This is a genomic window from Treponema sp. OMZ 790, assembly GCF_024181285.1.
Lineage (GTDB): Bacteria > Spirochaetota > Spirochaetia > Treponematales > Treponemataceae > Treponema_B.
Genome location: NZ_CP051201.1, coordinates 2435276 through 2450321 on the forward strand (window position 1 = coordinate 2435276; position 15046 = coordinate 2450321).

The 15046-nt window shown below is 43.7% G+C and carries 14 protein-coding genes; 11 read left to right on the forward strand and 3 right to left on the reverse strand.

Features of this window, described 5'->3' with window-relative positions; all coding sequences use genetic code 11:
• Position 1: 1 nt before the first annotated feature.
• Positions 2 to 919, reverse strand: a complete 918-nt coding sequence (locus E4O01_RS11545; RefSeq protein ID WP_253692335.1) for a nucleotidyltransferase family protein — start codon at positions 917 to 919, stop codon at positions 2 to 4.
• A 228-nt stretch (positions 920 to 1147) separates the two neighbouring features.
• Here E4O01_RS11545 and E4O01_RS11550 point away from each other — a divergent pair, with 228 nt between their 5' ends.
• Positions 1148 to 2050, forward strand: coding sequence for an Rpn family recombination-promoting nuclease/putative transposase (locus E4O01_RS11550; protein ID WP_253692336.1), 903 nt, complete (start codon positions 1148 to 1150; stop codon positions 2048 to 2050).
• A gap of 254 nt (positions 2051 to 2304) precedes the next feature.
• Here the strand turns inward: E4O01_RS11550 and E4O01_RS11555 are convergent, their stop codons facing one another.
• Together E4O01_RS11555 and E4O01_RS11560 are read right to left on the reverse strand one after the other, a co-directional pair.
• Positions 2305 to 3012 (reverse strand): DNA-binding domain-containing protein, encoded by a 708-nt coding sequence (locus E4O01_RS11555; protein ID WP_253692337.1) that lies wholly within the window; start codon positions 3010 to 3012, stop codon positions 2305 to 2307.
• Positions 3013 to 3357: 345 nt separating this feature from the next.
• Positions 3358 to 4911 (reverse strand): leucine-rich repeat protein, encoded by a 1554-nt coding sequence (locus tag E4O01_RS11560; protein WP_253692338.1) that lies wholly within the window; start codon positions 4909 to 4911, stop codon positions 3358 to 3360.
• A gap of 557 nt (positions 4912 to 5468) precedes the next feature.
• Here E4O01_RS11560 and E4O01_RS11565 point away from each other — a divergent pair.
• The 10 genes from E4O01_RS11565 (at position 5469) to E4O01_RS11610 (ending at position 15042) form a co-directional block, all read left to right on the forward strand.
• Positions 5469 to 6404: a beta-ketoacyl-ACP synthase III gene (locus E4O01_RS11565; protein ID WP_253692340.1), complete on the forward strand. Its 936-nt coding sequence runs from the start codon at positions 5469 to 5471 to the stop codon at positions 6402 to 6404.
• Positions 6405 to 6433: 29 nt separating this feature from the next.
• Positions 6434 to 7408, forward strand: coding sequence for an ACP S-malonyltransferase (locus E4O01_RS11570; protein WP_253692341.1), 975 nt, complete (start codon positions 6434 to 6436; stop codon positions 7406 to 7408).
• A 16-nt stretch (positions 7409 to 7424) separates the two neighbouring features.
• The gene (gene fabG, locus E4O01_RS11575; RefSeq protein ID WP_253695216.1) at positions 7425 to 8168 is read left to right on the forward strand and encodes a 3-oxoacyl-[acyl-carrier-protein] reductase; all 744 of its coding nucleotides are present in this window, start codon (positions 7425 to 7427) and stop codon (positions 8166 to 8168) included.
• A 149-nt stretch (positions 8169 to 8317) separates the two neighbouring features.
• Complete coding sequence (locus tag E4O01_RS11580) at positions 8318 to 8695, forward strand: GxxExxY protein (protein WP_253692342.1); 378 nt, start codon at positions 8318 to 8320, stop codon at positions 8693 to 8695.
• 141 nt (positions 8696 to 8836) lie between these two features.
• Positions 8837 to 10030, forward strand: a complete 1194-nt coding sequence (gene fabV, locus E4O01_RS11585) for an enoyl-ACP reductase FabV (protein ID WP_253692343.1) — start codon at positions 8837 to 8839, stop codon at positions 10028 to 10030.
• Positions 10017 to 10202 carry a virulence RhuM family protein gene (locus E4O01_RS11590; protein ID WP_253692344.1) on the forward strand — a complete coding sequence of 62 codons (186 nt, stop codon included), beginning with the start codon at positions 10017 to 10019 and terminating at the stop codon, positions 10200 to 10202. The genes fabV and E4O01_RS11590 overlap by 14 nt, the downstream gene beginning before the upstream one ends.
• The gene (locus tag E4O01_RS11595) at positions 10189 to 11565 is read left to right on the forward strand and encodes an ATP-binding protein (protein WP_253692345.1); all 1377 of its coding nucleotides are present in this window, start codon (positions 10189 to 10191) and stop codon (positions 11563 to 11565) included. Before E4O01_RS11590 ends, E4O01_RS11595 begins: the two co-directional genes overlap by 14 nt.
• A gap of 93 nt (positions 11566 to 11658) precedes the next feature.
• The gene (locus E4O01_RS11600; protein WP_253692346.1) at positions 11659 to 12678 is read left to right on the forward strand and encodes a leucine-rich repeat domain-containing protein; all 1020 of its coding nucleotides are present in this window, start codon (positions 11659 to 11661) and stop codon (positions 12676 to 12678) included.
• Between the two features lie 42 nt (positions 12679 to 12720).
• Positions 12721 to 13797, forward strand: coding sequence for a leucine-rich repeat domain-containing protein (locus E4O01_RS11605; RefSeq protein WP_253692347.1), 1077 nt, complete (start codon positions 12721 to 12723; stop codon positions 13795 to 13797).
• A gap of 42 nt (positions 13798 to 13839) precedes the next feature.
• A complete protein-coding gene (locus E4O01_RS11610) occupies positions 13840 to 15042 on the forward strand; it encodes a leucine-rich repeat domain-containing protein (RefSeq protein ID WP_253692348.1) in 1203 nt (400 codons plus the stop codon).
• Positions 15043 to 15046: the final 4 nt, after the last annotated feature.

A 15046-nucleotide genomic window follows, 5' to 3' on the forward strand; every position in this document is an offset into this window, starting at 1 on the left:
TCTATCTCCACAGGAATTCGGGATAGTAGCCTTCTTTCACTTTAGTTTCAAGTTCGTTTTTAACGATTTCTCTGTCTTCGGGATAGGTCATTCCGAACCATCTTTCGGTGGTAGTATAAACCTTAACCTTTCCTAAGCCCTTTTTCATCATGGCCCCTACACCCTCAGGCAAGAGACATTCGGCCTTTTCGCTTTCTGCATATTTATGGATAAAGTCTTTAAAATACTCGTTCATAAAATCGAAAATTTTAGGAGAGAAGCCGAAGAGGTTCATCGAGACGGTTTCCTTGCCTGAAAACTCAACCTCTTTTCCCTCATGCTCGGAGATGATTTTTTCGACAGGGCCAACCTTTTTATATGCGATATCCTTATGCTCGGTGATTCCGATAAGATAGCCGTTTCCGACTTGACAAATTCCTCTTGAAACGGAACCGGAGCGGCTCAAGGTCTTATCCAAGATATAACCGACCATAGCATGCTCGGTAGAATCATTTGACAAGGTTGAAAGATGGGTCGCTATAGTTTTATAAGCCGAGCGGCCGTAATAGTCATCGGCATTTATAACCGCAAAGGGCTCATTTATTTTTAACTCCGCAGACAAAATGGCATGAGCCGTACCCCAAGGTTTTTTCCTGTTGACAGCTCTTTTTATTTGCTCATCAGTCAAAAAACCGTCCATAGATTGGAATACATAATCTGCATTACAGTTGCGCGCAATTCTATTAAAAAAACGTTCTCTAAAATCGTTTTCGATATCTTCTCTGATTATAAAGACAACCTTGCCGAAGCCGTTATTCATTGCATCGTAAACTGCATAATCCAACAAAGTTTCGTCATGCCTTCCGACGGCAGCTATCTGTTTGACGCCTCCATACCTGCTGCCCATTCCGGCAGCTAAGACTAAGAGAGTGGGTTTCATAAATAAACCTCCTAAGATTTTAATTTGGCTAAAATCTAACCTAAAGCATAATATCATATTATTGGAATAAATGAAAGGTACTGATATGTAAATCAATTTTTAAATTTCAATATTAAGTTTAGGTAAAAATCGATTTACATCTCTGTGAGGTTAAATAAAAAAGCATATACATTATCTTACAAATCTGCCGAAATTGTGCTATAATATACCCAATGAGAGGGCGTAGTTATGAGTAGTTCAAACCGCAAATACAAAGACTCGGTCTTTGTAGATTTGTTTAGTGAAGACGAAAAGGCAAAAGAAAATTTTTTATCGCTTTATAACGCTTTGCATGGAACTTCACTTACGGTTGTAGAACAGCTGAAAAACATCAGACTTGATCAAGTTCTCTATATGACTTTTTATAATGATGTGTCTTATCTTGTAGACAATAAAATCATAGTACTTGCAGAACACCAATCAACAATAAACCCTAACATGCCTTTGCGCTGCCTTGAATATATCAGCCGCCTTTATGAAAAGCTCTTTGAATCAAAAGAAAAATACAGCCGTAAACTCTTACATATTCCAATCCCTGAGTTCTATGTTTTTTACAATGGAGAGGTGTCTTACCCTTCCGATAAAACACTAAAACTTTCGGAAGCTTTTATAGAAAAAGCAGAAAAACCTAATCTTGAGTTGACCGTTAAGGTGATAAACATAAACCAACAAAATCGCCATCCGGTACTGGAAAACTGCAAAACGATGTATGAATACACTGTGTTTGTAGAAACGGTGCGGAGATGGAAAAAAGAAGATCCTCAAAACGGCTTTCAAAAAGCCGTTGAAGAATGTATACAAAATAATATTTTGCGTGAATATCTAAAGCGCAAGACTAAGGAGGTAATCAATATGTTACTGGCCGAATATGATTATGACACCGATATTGCGGTACAAAGAGCAGAAGAACGGGAAACCGCCTTTGCGGAAGGTATTGAACAAGGCATTGAACAAGGTATGGAGCGAGGCATTGAACAAGGCTCTTACCGGAACAAACTTGAAACGGCAAAGCTGATGAAAGAGGCACATTGTGAAACCGATTTTATTATGCAAATGACAAAACTTACTAAAGAAGAAATTGAGGCTTTATAAAAGTAATATGTTAGTAGCAGAATATGATATCGAAAATATTGCTTAAGCGGCAGGTTTAAGCATTGAAGAAGTGAAAGCATTAATAAGAAAGCCTTTGCCGCTGTTTACGCTGAAGGATACCTTGTACTTGGATATAGCGTAGACTGGGTACTACGACCGACGAAGGTTATGCTCTACGGCAGGCGTAGGTTATGCTCTACGGCGGCCGTAGGTTCCGTGTTTTGACCGGCGAAGGCTGTGCGGTTTGTCAAAGCTTATGTGCGGGTAAGCGGTTTATCGAATCTGCCCGTTTTAAGGCTTTTGCTTTTTTGCGACGAACCGATTATCTTTGTGCGCACTTCGATGTACCAATTGCCGGCTTTTAAGTCCGCAGGGATTATTGCCATAAGGCGGGCGGGCTTGTTTTCGGCGATGACGGCAGCCCTTACTTCGGCCCCCGCTTCGGGTACAAAGAAGATGCCTTGGGATGCGTCTTTGGGGTCGAACTTTAACCTTGCGCCTACCAGCTGCACAACGCCGCCTGCGCTCAGAAGCTCGTTCACCTTGCCCGATACGATGTCGGTAACTTCGGTAATGTAGGGGTTGGTGTCGGTACTTTGCGTCTTTTCGCATTTGATTTTTGTAAGCGCATTTTTAAGCAGGATGCCGGGCGTCAGGTTGAGTTTGATGCTGTGGCGCTTTTTGTCGAAGCTGTCCGCCGCCCCGATAAAGGTACCGGTAATGCTCAATGCCGTGTTCATAAGGGGCGTGTTTACCGCAGAGCCGTCTTCAATCAGGGCGGAAACCACTTCGCCGTACACTTGCAGCACCGCCTTTGTGTCCGCTTTGGTCAGGGTTGAACCTTTTTGCATCATAAGGTCAATGATTTCGTCTAAAGAAAACGAGCGCACATCGGCAGCCTGCGCCATGTAGTCGTTTTCGTCCGGTGTGAGTAAGTTTTCACGTAAACAGTATTTTAACATTTGTTCCTCCAAAACATTAGGGGGAGAGAGCACCCCGTTCAGGGCAGGGTTCTCTCTCCCCCTAGAACCCCCTCTCTCTCCCGCACTGCCAAAGGGCTCTGCCCTTTGGAATCCCGAACATACAGCTAAAATTGTATGTTCAATGCTACCTTTAAGTGTGAGCACATTTTCAAATGTGCGAACTTAAAGCCGGTTATCCGCGATGTTTTGACGGGCATAATGCCGCATATAAAACATCTTGTTTCAAGTCCCGAACAGGACGTTCGGCAAAGCCGTTAGTAATCGGTTTCGGGCTTGCCCGAAACCGGGATTCAAAACCGAGCAGGAGGCTCGGTTTTGAAACAATTAACTTTCCTCGTCTATTTTGCCTGCGTCTACGCCTGAGGCGGTGAGCAGGGCTTTTATCCTCGAGCCGGTTTTAACTTTAAACCTGCCGTCTGTATAGTTAAAGGCGTCGGTGCCGATTGCCGTAAGGGGCGGGTTGCTGCATAAACGGAAATCAAAGTTTTCTACTTCGAGGCAGGATTTAAACGCATCTTTCCCCAGCGAGGTAAGTTTTGCAGGAAATTTTATGCTTCCCGATATTTTATAGCAGCTTGTAAACACAAGGTCGCCTATTGTAAGCGGCTGTGTGCACTTGGAAAAATCGAGAGCAGTTAGTTTATCGCAGTCCTTAAAAGCCCCTTTATCAATTAGGCTAAGGTTTTCGGGGAATTCGAGCCTTCCTTCAAGGTTGTTACAGTTCCAAAAAACAAACTCTCCAATATGCGTAAGGCTTTCGGGAAGGTGTACTTCCGTTATGCCGGTACACTCCATAAAAGCGTAGTCGGCAATTTCGGTAATGTGCGCGGGTACGCGCAATATACCTCGGGGTTTTTCGCCCGTATAGCCTTTAAGTATGGTGCCTTCGATGTCCAATTTTGAAAGCGGTATGGAGTCTGCCGGCTTAAAGCTCACCTTTACCGTAAGGGGGGCGCTTACCGTTACGGTTGCAAGGGGATTTTCAGGGGTGCCGGTACCCGCTTCAAAGCTGCCGCCTTCGATTGTCCAGCTGCCGGTCATGAAGCCCGGAGCGGGCTCTGCGGTAAAGTAAACTTTTTTTCCTTTTGCTATTTCGGTACCCGTTGTAATCGGCTGTGCGTTAGGGCCTAATGCCGTAAGGGTACCGTTCCCGCCTTCTGTGCCGAAATTTACGGTGTAGTTGGGAACATCCAATTCAAAGGCAACCGTTACCGTTACATCGGAGGTAATTGGCTCCGAATAAGTGTTTCCTGCAATGGGCAGGTAGCTGCCGTTACGGCTCCAGCCTGTTATTCTGTAGCCTTCTGCGGGTGTTGCGGTAAAGGTTACGGTTTTGCCTTTTTCCACTTGGGCGCCGCTGTTTATTGCCGCGCCGTCTACCTTTGCCGTAAGGGTTCCGTTTGCACCGTCCACTCCGAAGGTTACGGCGTATTTGGGCAGGGGTACAGCGTTACTTTCAAAGCTCACCTTTACCGCTGCCGCCTTGCTGACGGTAAGCGAGTAGGTACTGTTGGTTCCGTTTACCGCCGTCCCGTCAAGCGTCCAGCCCTTTACTCTGTAGCCCGCTGCGGGTGTTGCGGTAAAGGTTACTGTTTTGCCTTTTTCCACTTGGGCGCCGCTGCTTATTGCCGTGCCGTCTACCTTTGCCGTAAGGGTTCCGTTTGCACCGTCCACTCCGAAGTTTACGGTGTATTTGGATTGCGAGGTGCTGCTACCCCCGCCCGTGTTACCGCCGGAACTTGTTCCGCCGCCTCCTGCGGCGTTGGGGCAGGCGGTAAAGAGCGCCATAATCACGAGCGATGCGGCAAGTGTGAGTACTGCCGCCCAATGTGTGAAGCGCTGTGCGCTTCCGATTTTGTTTGTGTTTGAGTTTTTCATATCAAACCTCCTTATAATTGTGTAATTTAACCGCTAAGGGAGCAAAGATATTTGAGGGAGATGTTGTAAGGTATTTTTTAATTATCCTTTGCGAAGTTGAGCGAAGCTCAACGCTTGGCGGTCTTTGCGGTTCTTTAAACGGTGTGAGAAGATTGTGCTGTGTGTGCGGTTTATTTAAAAGAGTGCTGAGTGCTGAGTGCTGAGTGCTGAGTGCTGAGTGCTGAGTGCTGAGTGCTGAGTGCTGAGTGCTGAGTGCTGAGTAATTATGGGGGCGCGTTCGGCTTTGTCAAGTAGTTTTGCCGACTTTTCCAAACTTTTTTGAGAACCCTTTATTATACTGTTTAAGCGGTTTATTTTGCCGTTCATACTATACATTATAACCCAAGTTTTTGAGAATAACAACTTTTTGGGAAAGTTTTTGTAACTGCTATCTCTGTTTTTACCTGTCATTATTATTCATCATATATCGCTTTCTCGCAGATTTCAAGCTTAACAGTTGACATTACTACCAAAAAAATACTAAAATACTTTTCATAAAACTATAAAGCGAGAAAACTATGGCTATTATAATAAAAACAACGGGGAAGGCTGTCCCCCAAAAAATAATGAACAACAACGATTTTCCCGCTTCTCTGGATACTTCGGATGAATGGATCAGAAGCCACACAGGGATAGGAAGCCGCTATATAGCTTCCGAACAAGACACAAGCGCATCCTTAGGAGCTGCGGCCTGTAAGCAGGTATTGGCAAATGCCGATTTAAATCCTCAGGATATAGACTTAATCGTCTGCGCGACCGCTACGGCGGAATATCAAGGCTTTCCCTCAAATGCCTGTCTTATTCAAAAAGATTTAGGCGCAAAAAATGCGGCCTGTTTTGACCTGTCGGCAGCCTGTTCGGGCTTTTTATATTCCATAGATACGGCGGCAGCCCTCATGGAACGCCATAGCCGGCGTTACGCCCTTGTATGCGGCACCGAAGTTTTAAGCAAAATAGTCGATTGGCAAGACCGTTCTACCTGCGTCCTATTCGGAGACGGAGCCGGAGCAGTTCTCCTCGAAAACACCTTCGATAACTCAAAAAGAGGCATAGGCTCGGTCATTTTAGGTTCAGACGGAACAGGATATGACGCTCTTTATATGGGAGACTATCTAAAAATGAACGGAAGAACAGTTTACAATTTTGCCGTCGGGGTTATCACCGAAACCGTAAAAAGCCTTCTTCAAAAAGAAAATATCAATATGGAAGATGTAGACTTGGTTGTATGCCACCAAGCCAATGAGCGTATTTTGGAAGCCGCCGCAAAAAGACTCCGCACCGACATGAGTAAATTCGTATGCAATATGGAAAACTACGGAAACACTTCTGCCGCTTCCATTCCGATAACCCTTGATGATTTAAGGCTTCAAGGAAAGTTAAAGGACGGAATGACAATTATTACGGCGGGCTTCGGTGCAGGGCTCACCTGGGGCGGTGCTGTTATCAGGTTTTAATTGATTTTATACATAAAGGAAGGATGATGATGAAAAACATATTTTTATTTTCAGGGCAGGGAGCCCAGTTTAAGGGAATGGCTCAGGATATCGTTGAAAAATACGGAGCAGCAAGGGACATAATCAAAAATATCGGCGATATAACCGGAGAAGATATCGACGCTCTTTTGCGAAACACCGAAAACGAGGTTTTATCAAGAAGCGACAAGAGCCAGCTTGCAATAATTGCAGTTGAAACGGCCATTCTTGCCGTTTTAAAAGAGAAGGGCATTACCCCCTCAGCCGTTGCAGGTTTCAGTCTGGGAGAGTTTTCGGCCCTCTATGCTTCAGGCATTTTGAGCTTTGAAGACATGATACGCATTGTCCAAAAACGAGGGGCTATTATGCAAGCCGCCTGCGACAAGATTGCAGCTAGAGCAAGCGAGGGTTCGGGCGCCCTCGGAATGTCGGCCATTTTAAAGCTTGATCCGGAAAAGGTAATAGAGCTTTTAAAACCTCATTCAGACCCCAAAACCGGAATAGTATTTGCCGCAAACATGAATAGTCCCGTCCAAACCGTAATTTCGGGAACGGCGGAAGGCCTCACCCTTGCAGAAGAACTTTGTAAAGAAGCCGGAGCAAAAAGATGTGTCCGCCTTGCAGTTGCAGGCCCCTTCCACTCCCCTCTTATGGAAGAAGCGGCAAAGGAATTTGAAGAGGTCTTAAAAGGATTTAACTTTAAGAACCCCGAAATCTCCGTCTTCTCAAACGTTACGGGTAAAAAAGTAAAATCGGGAGAAGAAGCAAAGGCAAATGCAGTCCTTCACCTTACCCACCCCGTCCTCTGGACAAGCGAAGAAAAAGAGATAGCTTCTTTATGTGAGGACTTAAAACCCTGCCGCCTCTTGGAAATAGGCCCCGGAAACACCTTGTGCAATCTTTGGAGAGACAGCGGCTTTGCCTCGGATGAACTAACCTGTTCTCCGACAGGAACTTTGGAACAGCTAAATAAAATTATAGAATAGGAAAGGTATAAATATGATGTTATTAAAAGGAAAAAAGGCATTGGTAACAGGCTCTTCGAGAGGAATCGGAAAAGAGGTTGTTAGAAGATTTATTGAAGAAGGCGCAGAAGTATGGGGCCTTTGTACAAAGCCCTCAGCAACAAAATCAGAAATGGAAGCCTTTGCAAAAGAAAAGGGCTCGGTATTTCACGAAATATATGCCGACTGCGGCAATGCGGAAGGCCTTACCGAAACGGTAAAAAAAGCTCTCAAAGAATCGGGAGGCTTTGATGTTCTTGTAAACAATGCAGGAATCACAAGGGACGGCCTTTCATTTAGAATGAAGCTTTCAGACTGGGAAGATGTTTTGCGCGTAAACTTAACAGGAGTTTTTATCGCCTCGCAAATTGTTTCCTCCGATATGATTAGAAAAAGAGCCGGCTCAATCATCAATATGACGAGCATAGTCGGTCTCCACGGTCAGGGCGGACAGGTCAACTATTCCGCAAGCAAGGCAGGTCTTATCGGCTTCACAAAGAGCCTTGCAAAGGAAACGGCAGGCAGGGGCGTACGCGTAAACGCCATAGCTCCCGGCTACATTGAAACCGACATGACCGCCGCCGTAAACGAAGAAATGCGCAAGGCTTGGGTCGAAGGCATCCCCTTAAAAAGAGCCGGGCAACCCATAGACATAGCAAACGCCGCAGTCTTTTTAGCTTCGGACTTATCGCTTTACATAACCGCCCAAGTCCTAGGCGTCGACGGCGGATTGGGCGCGTAAGCTGCAATAAAAAAACAAAACCGCCAAGAGCGCAAAGAGCGCAAAGAAATTTAAGGAAAGAGAAACGTCATCTCCCTTAAAAATTCTTTGCGTCCTTCGCGGCCTTTGCGGTTAAATTAAAAAGAATATTTGTAGAGAAGTTGAGAAATATGACTGAAGATGAAATTTCTAAAATAGTAATTGATTCAGCAATCGAAGTTCATAGGTTTTTAGGTCCGGGCCTTTTGGAAAGCAGCTATGAGCAATGTCTTTTTTACGAGTTGCTTAAGGCTGGATTAAAAGTTGAACGGCAAAAAAGTTTCCCAATTCAATACAAAGAAGTAATTGTCGATTCGGGATATAGAGTCGATCTGATTGTAGAGGATAAAGTAATAGTTGAACTAAAGGCTGTCGATAAGATAGCAGATGTTCATATTGCTCAAGTACTTACGTACTTAAAATTATCTAAATGCAAACTTGGTTTATTGCTTAATTTTAATACCAAACTTCTAAAAGATGGAATTAAACGAATAGCAAACGAACTATAAGTACGCATAGAGCAATTAAAACCACTAAGCAAGCCAAGAGCGCCAAGGAATTTAAAAGAATAGAGACAACATCTCCCTTAAAAATTCTTTGCGGCCTTCGCGATCTTTGCGGTTAAATTAAAATTTTTATGGAGGAAGGATATGATTGTAAAACCGATGGTTAGGAATAACATTTGTTTAAATGCTCATCCTAAAGGATGCAAAAAGGGTGTAGAGGATCAAATAGAATACACAAAGAAGAGGATTACCGCTGAGGTAAAATCGGGTGCTGCGTCACCGAAAAATGTACTCGTGCTCGGCTGCTCTAACGGCTACGGACTTGCAAGCCGAATCACGGCAGCCTTCGGCTACGGAGCCGCTACTATAGGCGTTTCCTTTGAAAAGGCCGGAAGCGAAACAAAGTACGGAACCCCCGGCTGGTACAACAACCTGGCCTTTGACGAGGCGGCAAAAAAAGAAGGTCTTTATTCCGTTACTATAGACGGCGATGCCTTTTCCGATGAAATCAAGGCTCAAGTTATTGAAGAAGCAAAAAAGAAGGGAATGAAATTCGACCTCATTGTTTACAGCTTGGCAAGCCCTGTAAGAACAGACCCCGACACAGGCATAATGCACAAGTCGGTCTTAAAACCCTTCGGCAAAACCTTTACAGGCAAGACTGTCGATCCCTTTACGGGAGAACTAAAAGAGATTTCCGCAGAGCCTGCAAGCGATGAAGAAGCTCAAGCCACCGTTAAGGTTATGGGCGGAGAAGATTGGGAGCGCTGGATAAACCGGCTTTCAAAAGAAGGCTTGCTGGAAGAAGGCTGCATCACTATGGCCTATTCCTATATAGGCCCCGAAGCCACCCAAGCCCTCTACCGCAAAGGCACCATAGGCAAGGCCAAAGAACACCTTGAAGCCACAGCTCACCGATTAAACAAGGAAAACCCGTCAATACGTGCCTTTGTTTCGGTAAACAAGGGTTTGGTAACAAGGGCAAGTGCCGTAATCCCCGTAATCCCCCTCTACCTCGCTTCCTTGTTCAAGGTTATGAAGGAAAAAGGAAACCACGAGGGCTGTATCGAGCAGATCACCCGCCTTTATGCAGAAAGGCTCTACCGCAAAGACGGCTCAATCCCCGTTGATGAAGAAAACAGAATCCGCATTGACGATTGGGAACTTGAAGAAGACGTACAGCGAGAAGTTTCTGCCTTGATGGAAAAGGTAACGAGCGAAAATGCCGAAAGCCTCACCGACCTTGCAGGCTACCGCCACGACTTTTTAGCCTCAAACGGCTTTGATGTCGCAGGCGTCAATTACGAAGCCGAAGTAGAAAGGTTTGACAGGATTTAAATGGCAAAAGATATTCAAATCAGGTGAATTGGAAGAGGCTTCAGTTACCGAGGATTCCTCGGCAACTGCCTCAGACGGTAAATCCTATCGAATGAAATTCTACAATCTTGATGCCGTTATTTCCGTAGGAAAACACAATCAGCGGGTAATTGGAAATTATGGAAGATTATAATAAAGAGTTTAAAATCGATATTCCTAAAAAACAGAGTGCACTTAAAGCCGAAATCGTTTCTTTTTTAAACAGCACCGACGGAGAAATTTATCTGGGTGTCGATGACAGCGGAACTGTACATTATGATCTCATAAACGAAAAAAAGAAAAAATGGGAAGAGGTTCTTTCAAATTGGATTGTAAATGCCTTTACGCCCGGTGTGACGAGCTTGATTTATATTTATCCAAACGAAACTCCCTTTAGAATCAAAATTTTTAAGGGAAAAGAGCGGCCTTACTTTTATAAAGACGGAGAAGGTTTTAATACAAAGGGTGTATATGTCAGAGTCGGCAGTACAAAAAGGCTTGCAAGTTTTGATGAAATACAAAGAATGATAAGGCAGAATAGTCAAAATGATTACGAACGTTTATTATGCCATCGAGATGATTTGACCTTTAATTATATAGAAAATAGATTTAAAGAAAAAAGCGTTCCTTTCGACAAATATGCTCTATCCCTCATGGATAAGAATGGTGAATACAATAATGCGGCCCTCTTATTAAGTGACCAAAATCCAACTATCAGTAAGTTTGCCGTTTTTCAGGGTACTACGGTTAATGTCTTTTTGGATAAAAAAGAATTTACAGGTTCTATCTTAAAGCAATTAGATGAGGTGCTGTATTTTGCAAATTTATCAAACCGCAAAAAAATAACCATTACAGGAAACCCTGAACGGGATGAGTATTCGGATATTCCGGAAAGAGCTCTCAGAGAAGCTATCGTAAACTGCTATTGCCATAGGGACTGGACCTTGAGCGGAGATATAAAAATCGAATTTTATGATGACCGAGTGCAAATTTTTTCTCCCGGCAGCTTACCGGACGGATTGACCCTGGAAAACATAAAAATGGGCATGGTTGCTAAAAGGAATAAAATTATAGTGGACACTCTGGATAAGGCGGATGTCATCGAAAATTATGCTTCAGGAGTACGCAGAATATTTGAAGATTATGCCGGTTTCAAAAAACAGCCCGAATATTATATTTCCGATAACGGAGTAATTGTTACCTTGTTCAACCGCAACTATGATGTTCAAGATGACGGTCAAAATGATGTTCAAGATGACGGTCAAAATGACGGTCAAGATGACGGTCAAAATGACGGTCAAAATGACGGTCAAAAAATAAACTCAAAAGATAGATTAGAAAAGATAATCAAATATATAGAAAGCGATAAAAATATGACAGCAGACAGGCTGAAAGATCTTTTAAATGTATCTAAACGCACTATAGAGCGCGATATTGAAAAACTAAGAAAGGATAACAAAATTGAATATGTAGGCAGTGCCAAGGAAGGATACTGGATTGTAAAAAGAACTAATTAGATATTTGTGATAGGAGATTTTTGGTAAACAGTGAGGCTTGACGCCCTCAAAAATTGATATTTTTCGGTTGTAAACAGAAAGGAGTAACCAATTATGAAAAAATTTTTAATGGTATTATTTTTAGCAGGTTTATTGCCTGCGGCCATCGCAGCGGCGGAAAGTGAAGCGTCTTTTTCAGGCTCGGGCAGGGCAATACTCGGTATAAGCCCCGATACAAAAGAGATAACCGTGATAGCACTAACTGCCGATGATTCCGCAATACAGGTTGAAGGCTGCACGGTTACGGAATTACCGAGCGGTGAAGTAACAAAACTTACGGCAACTGGAAATACGATTATCTTAAAAGGAGCAATTACCGAACTTGACTGTTCCGATAACCGGCTTACCTCGCTTGATGTGCAGGGTTTGAGTGCTTTAGATAAATTGTACTGTTATAACAATCGGCTTACCTCGCTTGACATGCACGGTTTAACTGCTTTACGGGAATTGTCCTGCTCTTTCAATCAGCTGGTCTCGCTTAATGTGCAAGACTCGGCAGGCTTAGAGAAGTTATTCTGCGCCGAAAATCAACTTACCGCTTTTGATATGAGAGGCTTAACTGTTTTACAAGAACTGAATTGTTCCGATAACCGGCTGACCTCGCTTGATGCACATGATTCAACTTTTTTACGCTTTCTTCTGTGTAAGTCCAATCAACTTACCTCGCTTAATGTACAAGGTTTGACCGCCTTAGTGTATCTGAATTGTAGGTCTAATCGGCTGACCTCGCTTAATGTACAGGGGCTGACTTCTTTGCGGGCACTGAGCTGCTCGGAAAACCGGCTTACCGCACTGAATATACAAGAGACTCCTGCTTTACAAAAACTGTCCTGCTATGGGAATCAATTAAAAGTAAAAGCCCTTATTCGGATATTCAACAGTTTGCGCGGGACGGATCTTAAAAAAGAAAATGCAGGCGAAGTTTTAGTACAAAGTGAAATGGACAATTCACATGAAGGCAACATCACGGACTTTTCTTCTTCCGCCGAATTGAAAACCGCCTTTGAAGCTGCAAAAGCAAAAAACTGGATATTTTATAAGCGGGATACAAACGGAAACGATAAAAAGATTTAACGGGTATTTTTAATTGGGAATTAAACAAAAGGAGTAAACATTATGAAAAAATTTTTAATGGTATTATTTTTAGCAGGTTTATTGCCTGCGACCATCGCAGTGGCGGAAGGTGCAGCAGTTTCCGCAGGCACAGGACAAGCGATACTCGGTATAAGTCCCGATACAAAAACGATAACGATAAAGGCGGTAACTGCCGACAGTTCCTTAATAGATGTTGAAGGCTGCACCGTTGAGGAATTACCGAGCGGTGAATCGGTTCGGCTTACGGCAACGGGAAATAGGATTGTCTTAAAAGGGGCAATTACCGAGCTTTATTGCTCCGGCAATCGGCTTACCTCGCTTGATGTGCGGGGATTGCAGGCTTTGACGGTGCTGGAGTGTGCCGGCAATGATCTTACCTCACTCGATGTACATGGCTTAACGGCTTTGGCTGTGCTTGACTGTTCCGAAAATCAGCTCACATCACTCAATGTGCAAGGTTTGACCGCTTTACAGAAGCTGAACTGTTCTAAAAATCTGCTAACTTCGCTTAATACACAAGATTTTAACGCTTTGAAGGGCTTTGACTGTTCCAATAATCTGCTTATCTCGCTTAATGTACAAGGCTTGACTGCTTTGAAAAAACTGGCTTGTTCCGGTAATAAGCTGACTTCATTAAATGTACAGGGATTAACCGCTTTACGGTATTTGTCTTGCCGTCATAATCAGCTTAAAACACTTAACCTAAAAGGCTTGAGCGCTTTACGCGAACTGTGGTGTTCCGGCAATGAACTTGCTGCCCTCGATATGCGCGGCATAAACACTGTACAAATACTGGGCTGCTCCGGCAATAAACTTACAGCCCTCGAATTACCGGCGGTAAACGTTTTACAGGAACTGTACTGTTACGGCAACCGCTTAAACGAAAAAGCTTTTATCCGTATACTAACCGCCCTGCCCGAAAGAAACCGAAACGAAGCAGGCAGAGCCTTTATATATGGTGAAAAGAATAATCCGCAGGAAAAAAACATCACGGACTTTACTTCTTCCGCCGAATTGAAAACCGCTTTTGAAGCCGCAAAAGCAAAAAACTGGATATTTTATAAGCGGGATACAAACGGAAACGATAAAAAGATTTAACGGGTGTTTTTAATTGGGAATTAAACAAAAGGAGTAAACATTATGAAAAAATTTTTAATGGTATTATTTTTAGCAGGTTTATTGCCTGCGACCATCGCAGCGGCGGAAGGTGCAGCAGTTTCCGCAGGCACAGGACAAGCGATACTCGGTATAAGTCCCGATACAAAAACGATAACGATAAAGGCGGTAACTGCCGACGGTTCCGAGGTACAGGTTGAAGGCTGCACGGTTACGGAATTACCGAGCGGTGAATCGGTACGGCTTACGGCAACGGGAAATAGGATTGTCTTAAAAGGGGCAATTACCGAACTGCGGTGTTCCGGCAATCAACTTACCTCACTGGATGTGCAGGGATTGCAGGCTTTGACGGTGCTGGAGTGTGCCGGCAATGATCTTACCTCACTCGATGTACATGGCTTAACGGCTTTGGCTGTGCTTGACTGTTCCGAAAATCAGCTCACATCACTCAATGTGCAAGGTTTGACCGCTTTACAGAAGCTGAACTGTTCTAAAAATCTGCTAACTTCGCTTAATACACAAGATTTTAACGCTTTGAAGGGCTTTGACTGTTCCGATAATCTGCTGACCTCTCTTAATGTACAAGACTTGACGGCTTTAGAGGAATTAAACTGTTCCGGTAATAAGCTGAGCTCACTCAATGTGCAAGGCTTGTCCGCTTTGAAGGTGCTGTATTGTTCCGATAACGGGCTGACCTTGCTTAATGTACAAGGCTTGACGGCTTTGGAAAAACTGGCTTGTTCCGGTAATAAGCTGACTTCATTAAATGTACAGGGATTGACCGCTTTACGGTATTTGTCTTGCCGTTATAATCAACTTAAAACACTTGATCTAAAAGGCTTGACCGGTTTACGCGAACTGTGGTGTTCCGGCAATGAACTTGCTGCCCTCGATATGCGCGGCATAAACACTTTACAAATACTGGGCTGCTCAAACAATAAACTTACAGCCCTCGAATTACCGGCGGTAAACGTTTTACAGGAACTGTACTGTTACGGCAACCGCTTAAACGAAAAAGCTTTTATCAGGATATTCAACAATCTACCCGAGCGCGACGGCAATGAAGCGGGCAGAGCCTTTATATATGGTGAAAAGAATAATCCGCAGGAAAAAAACATCACGAACTTTTCTTCTTCCGCAAAACTGAGAACTGCCTTTGAAGCTGCAAAAGCAAAAAACTGGGAGTTTTATAAGCGGGATACAAATGGAAACGATGAAAAGATTTAGAGGG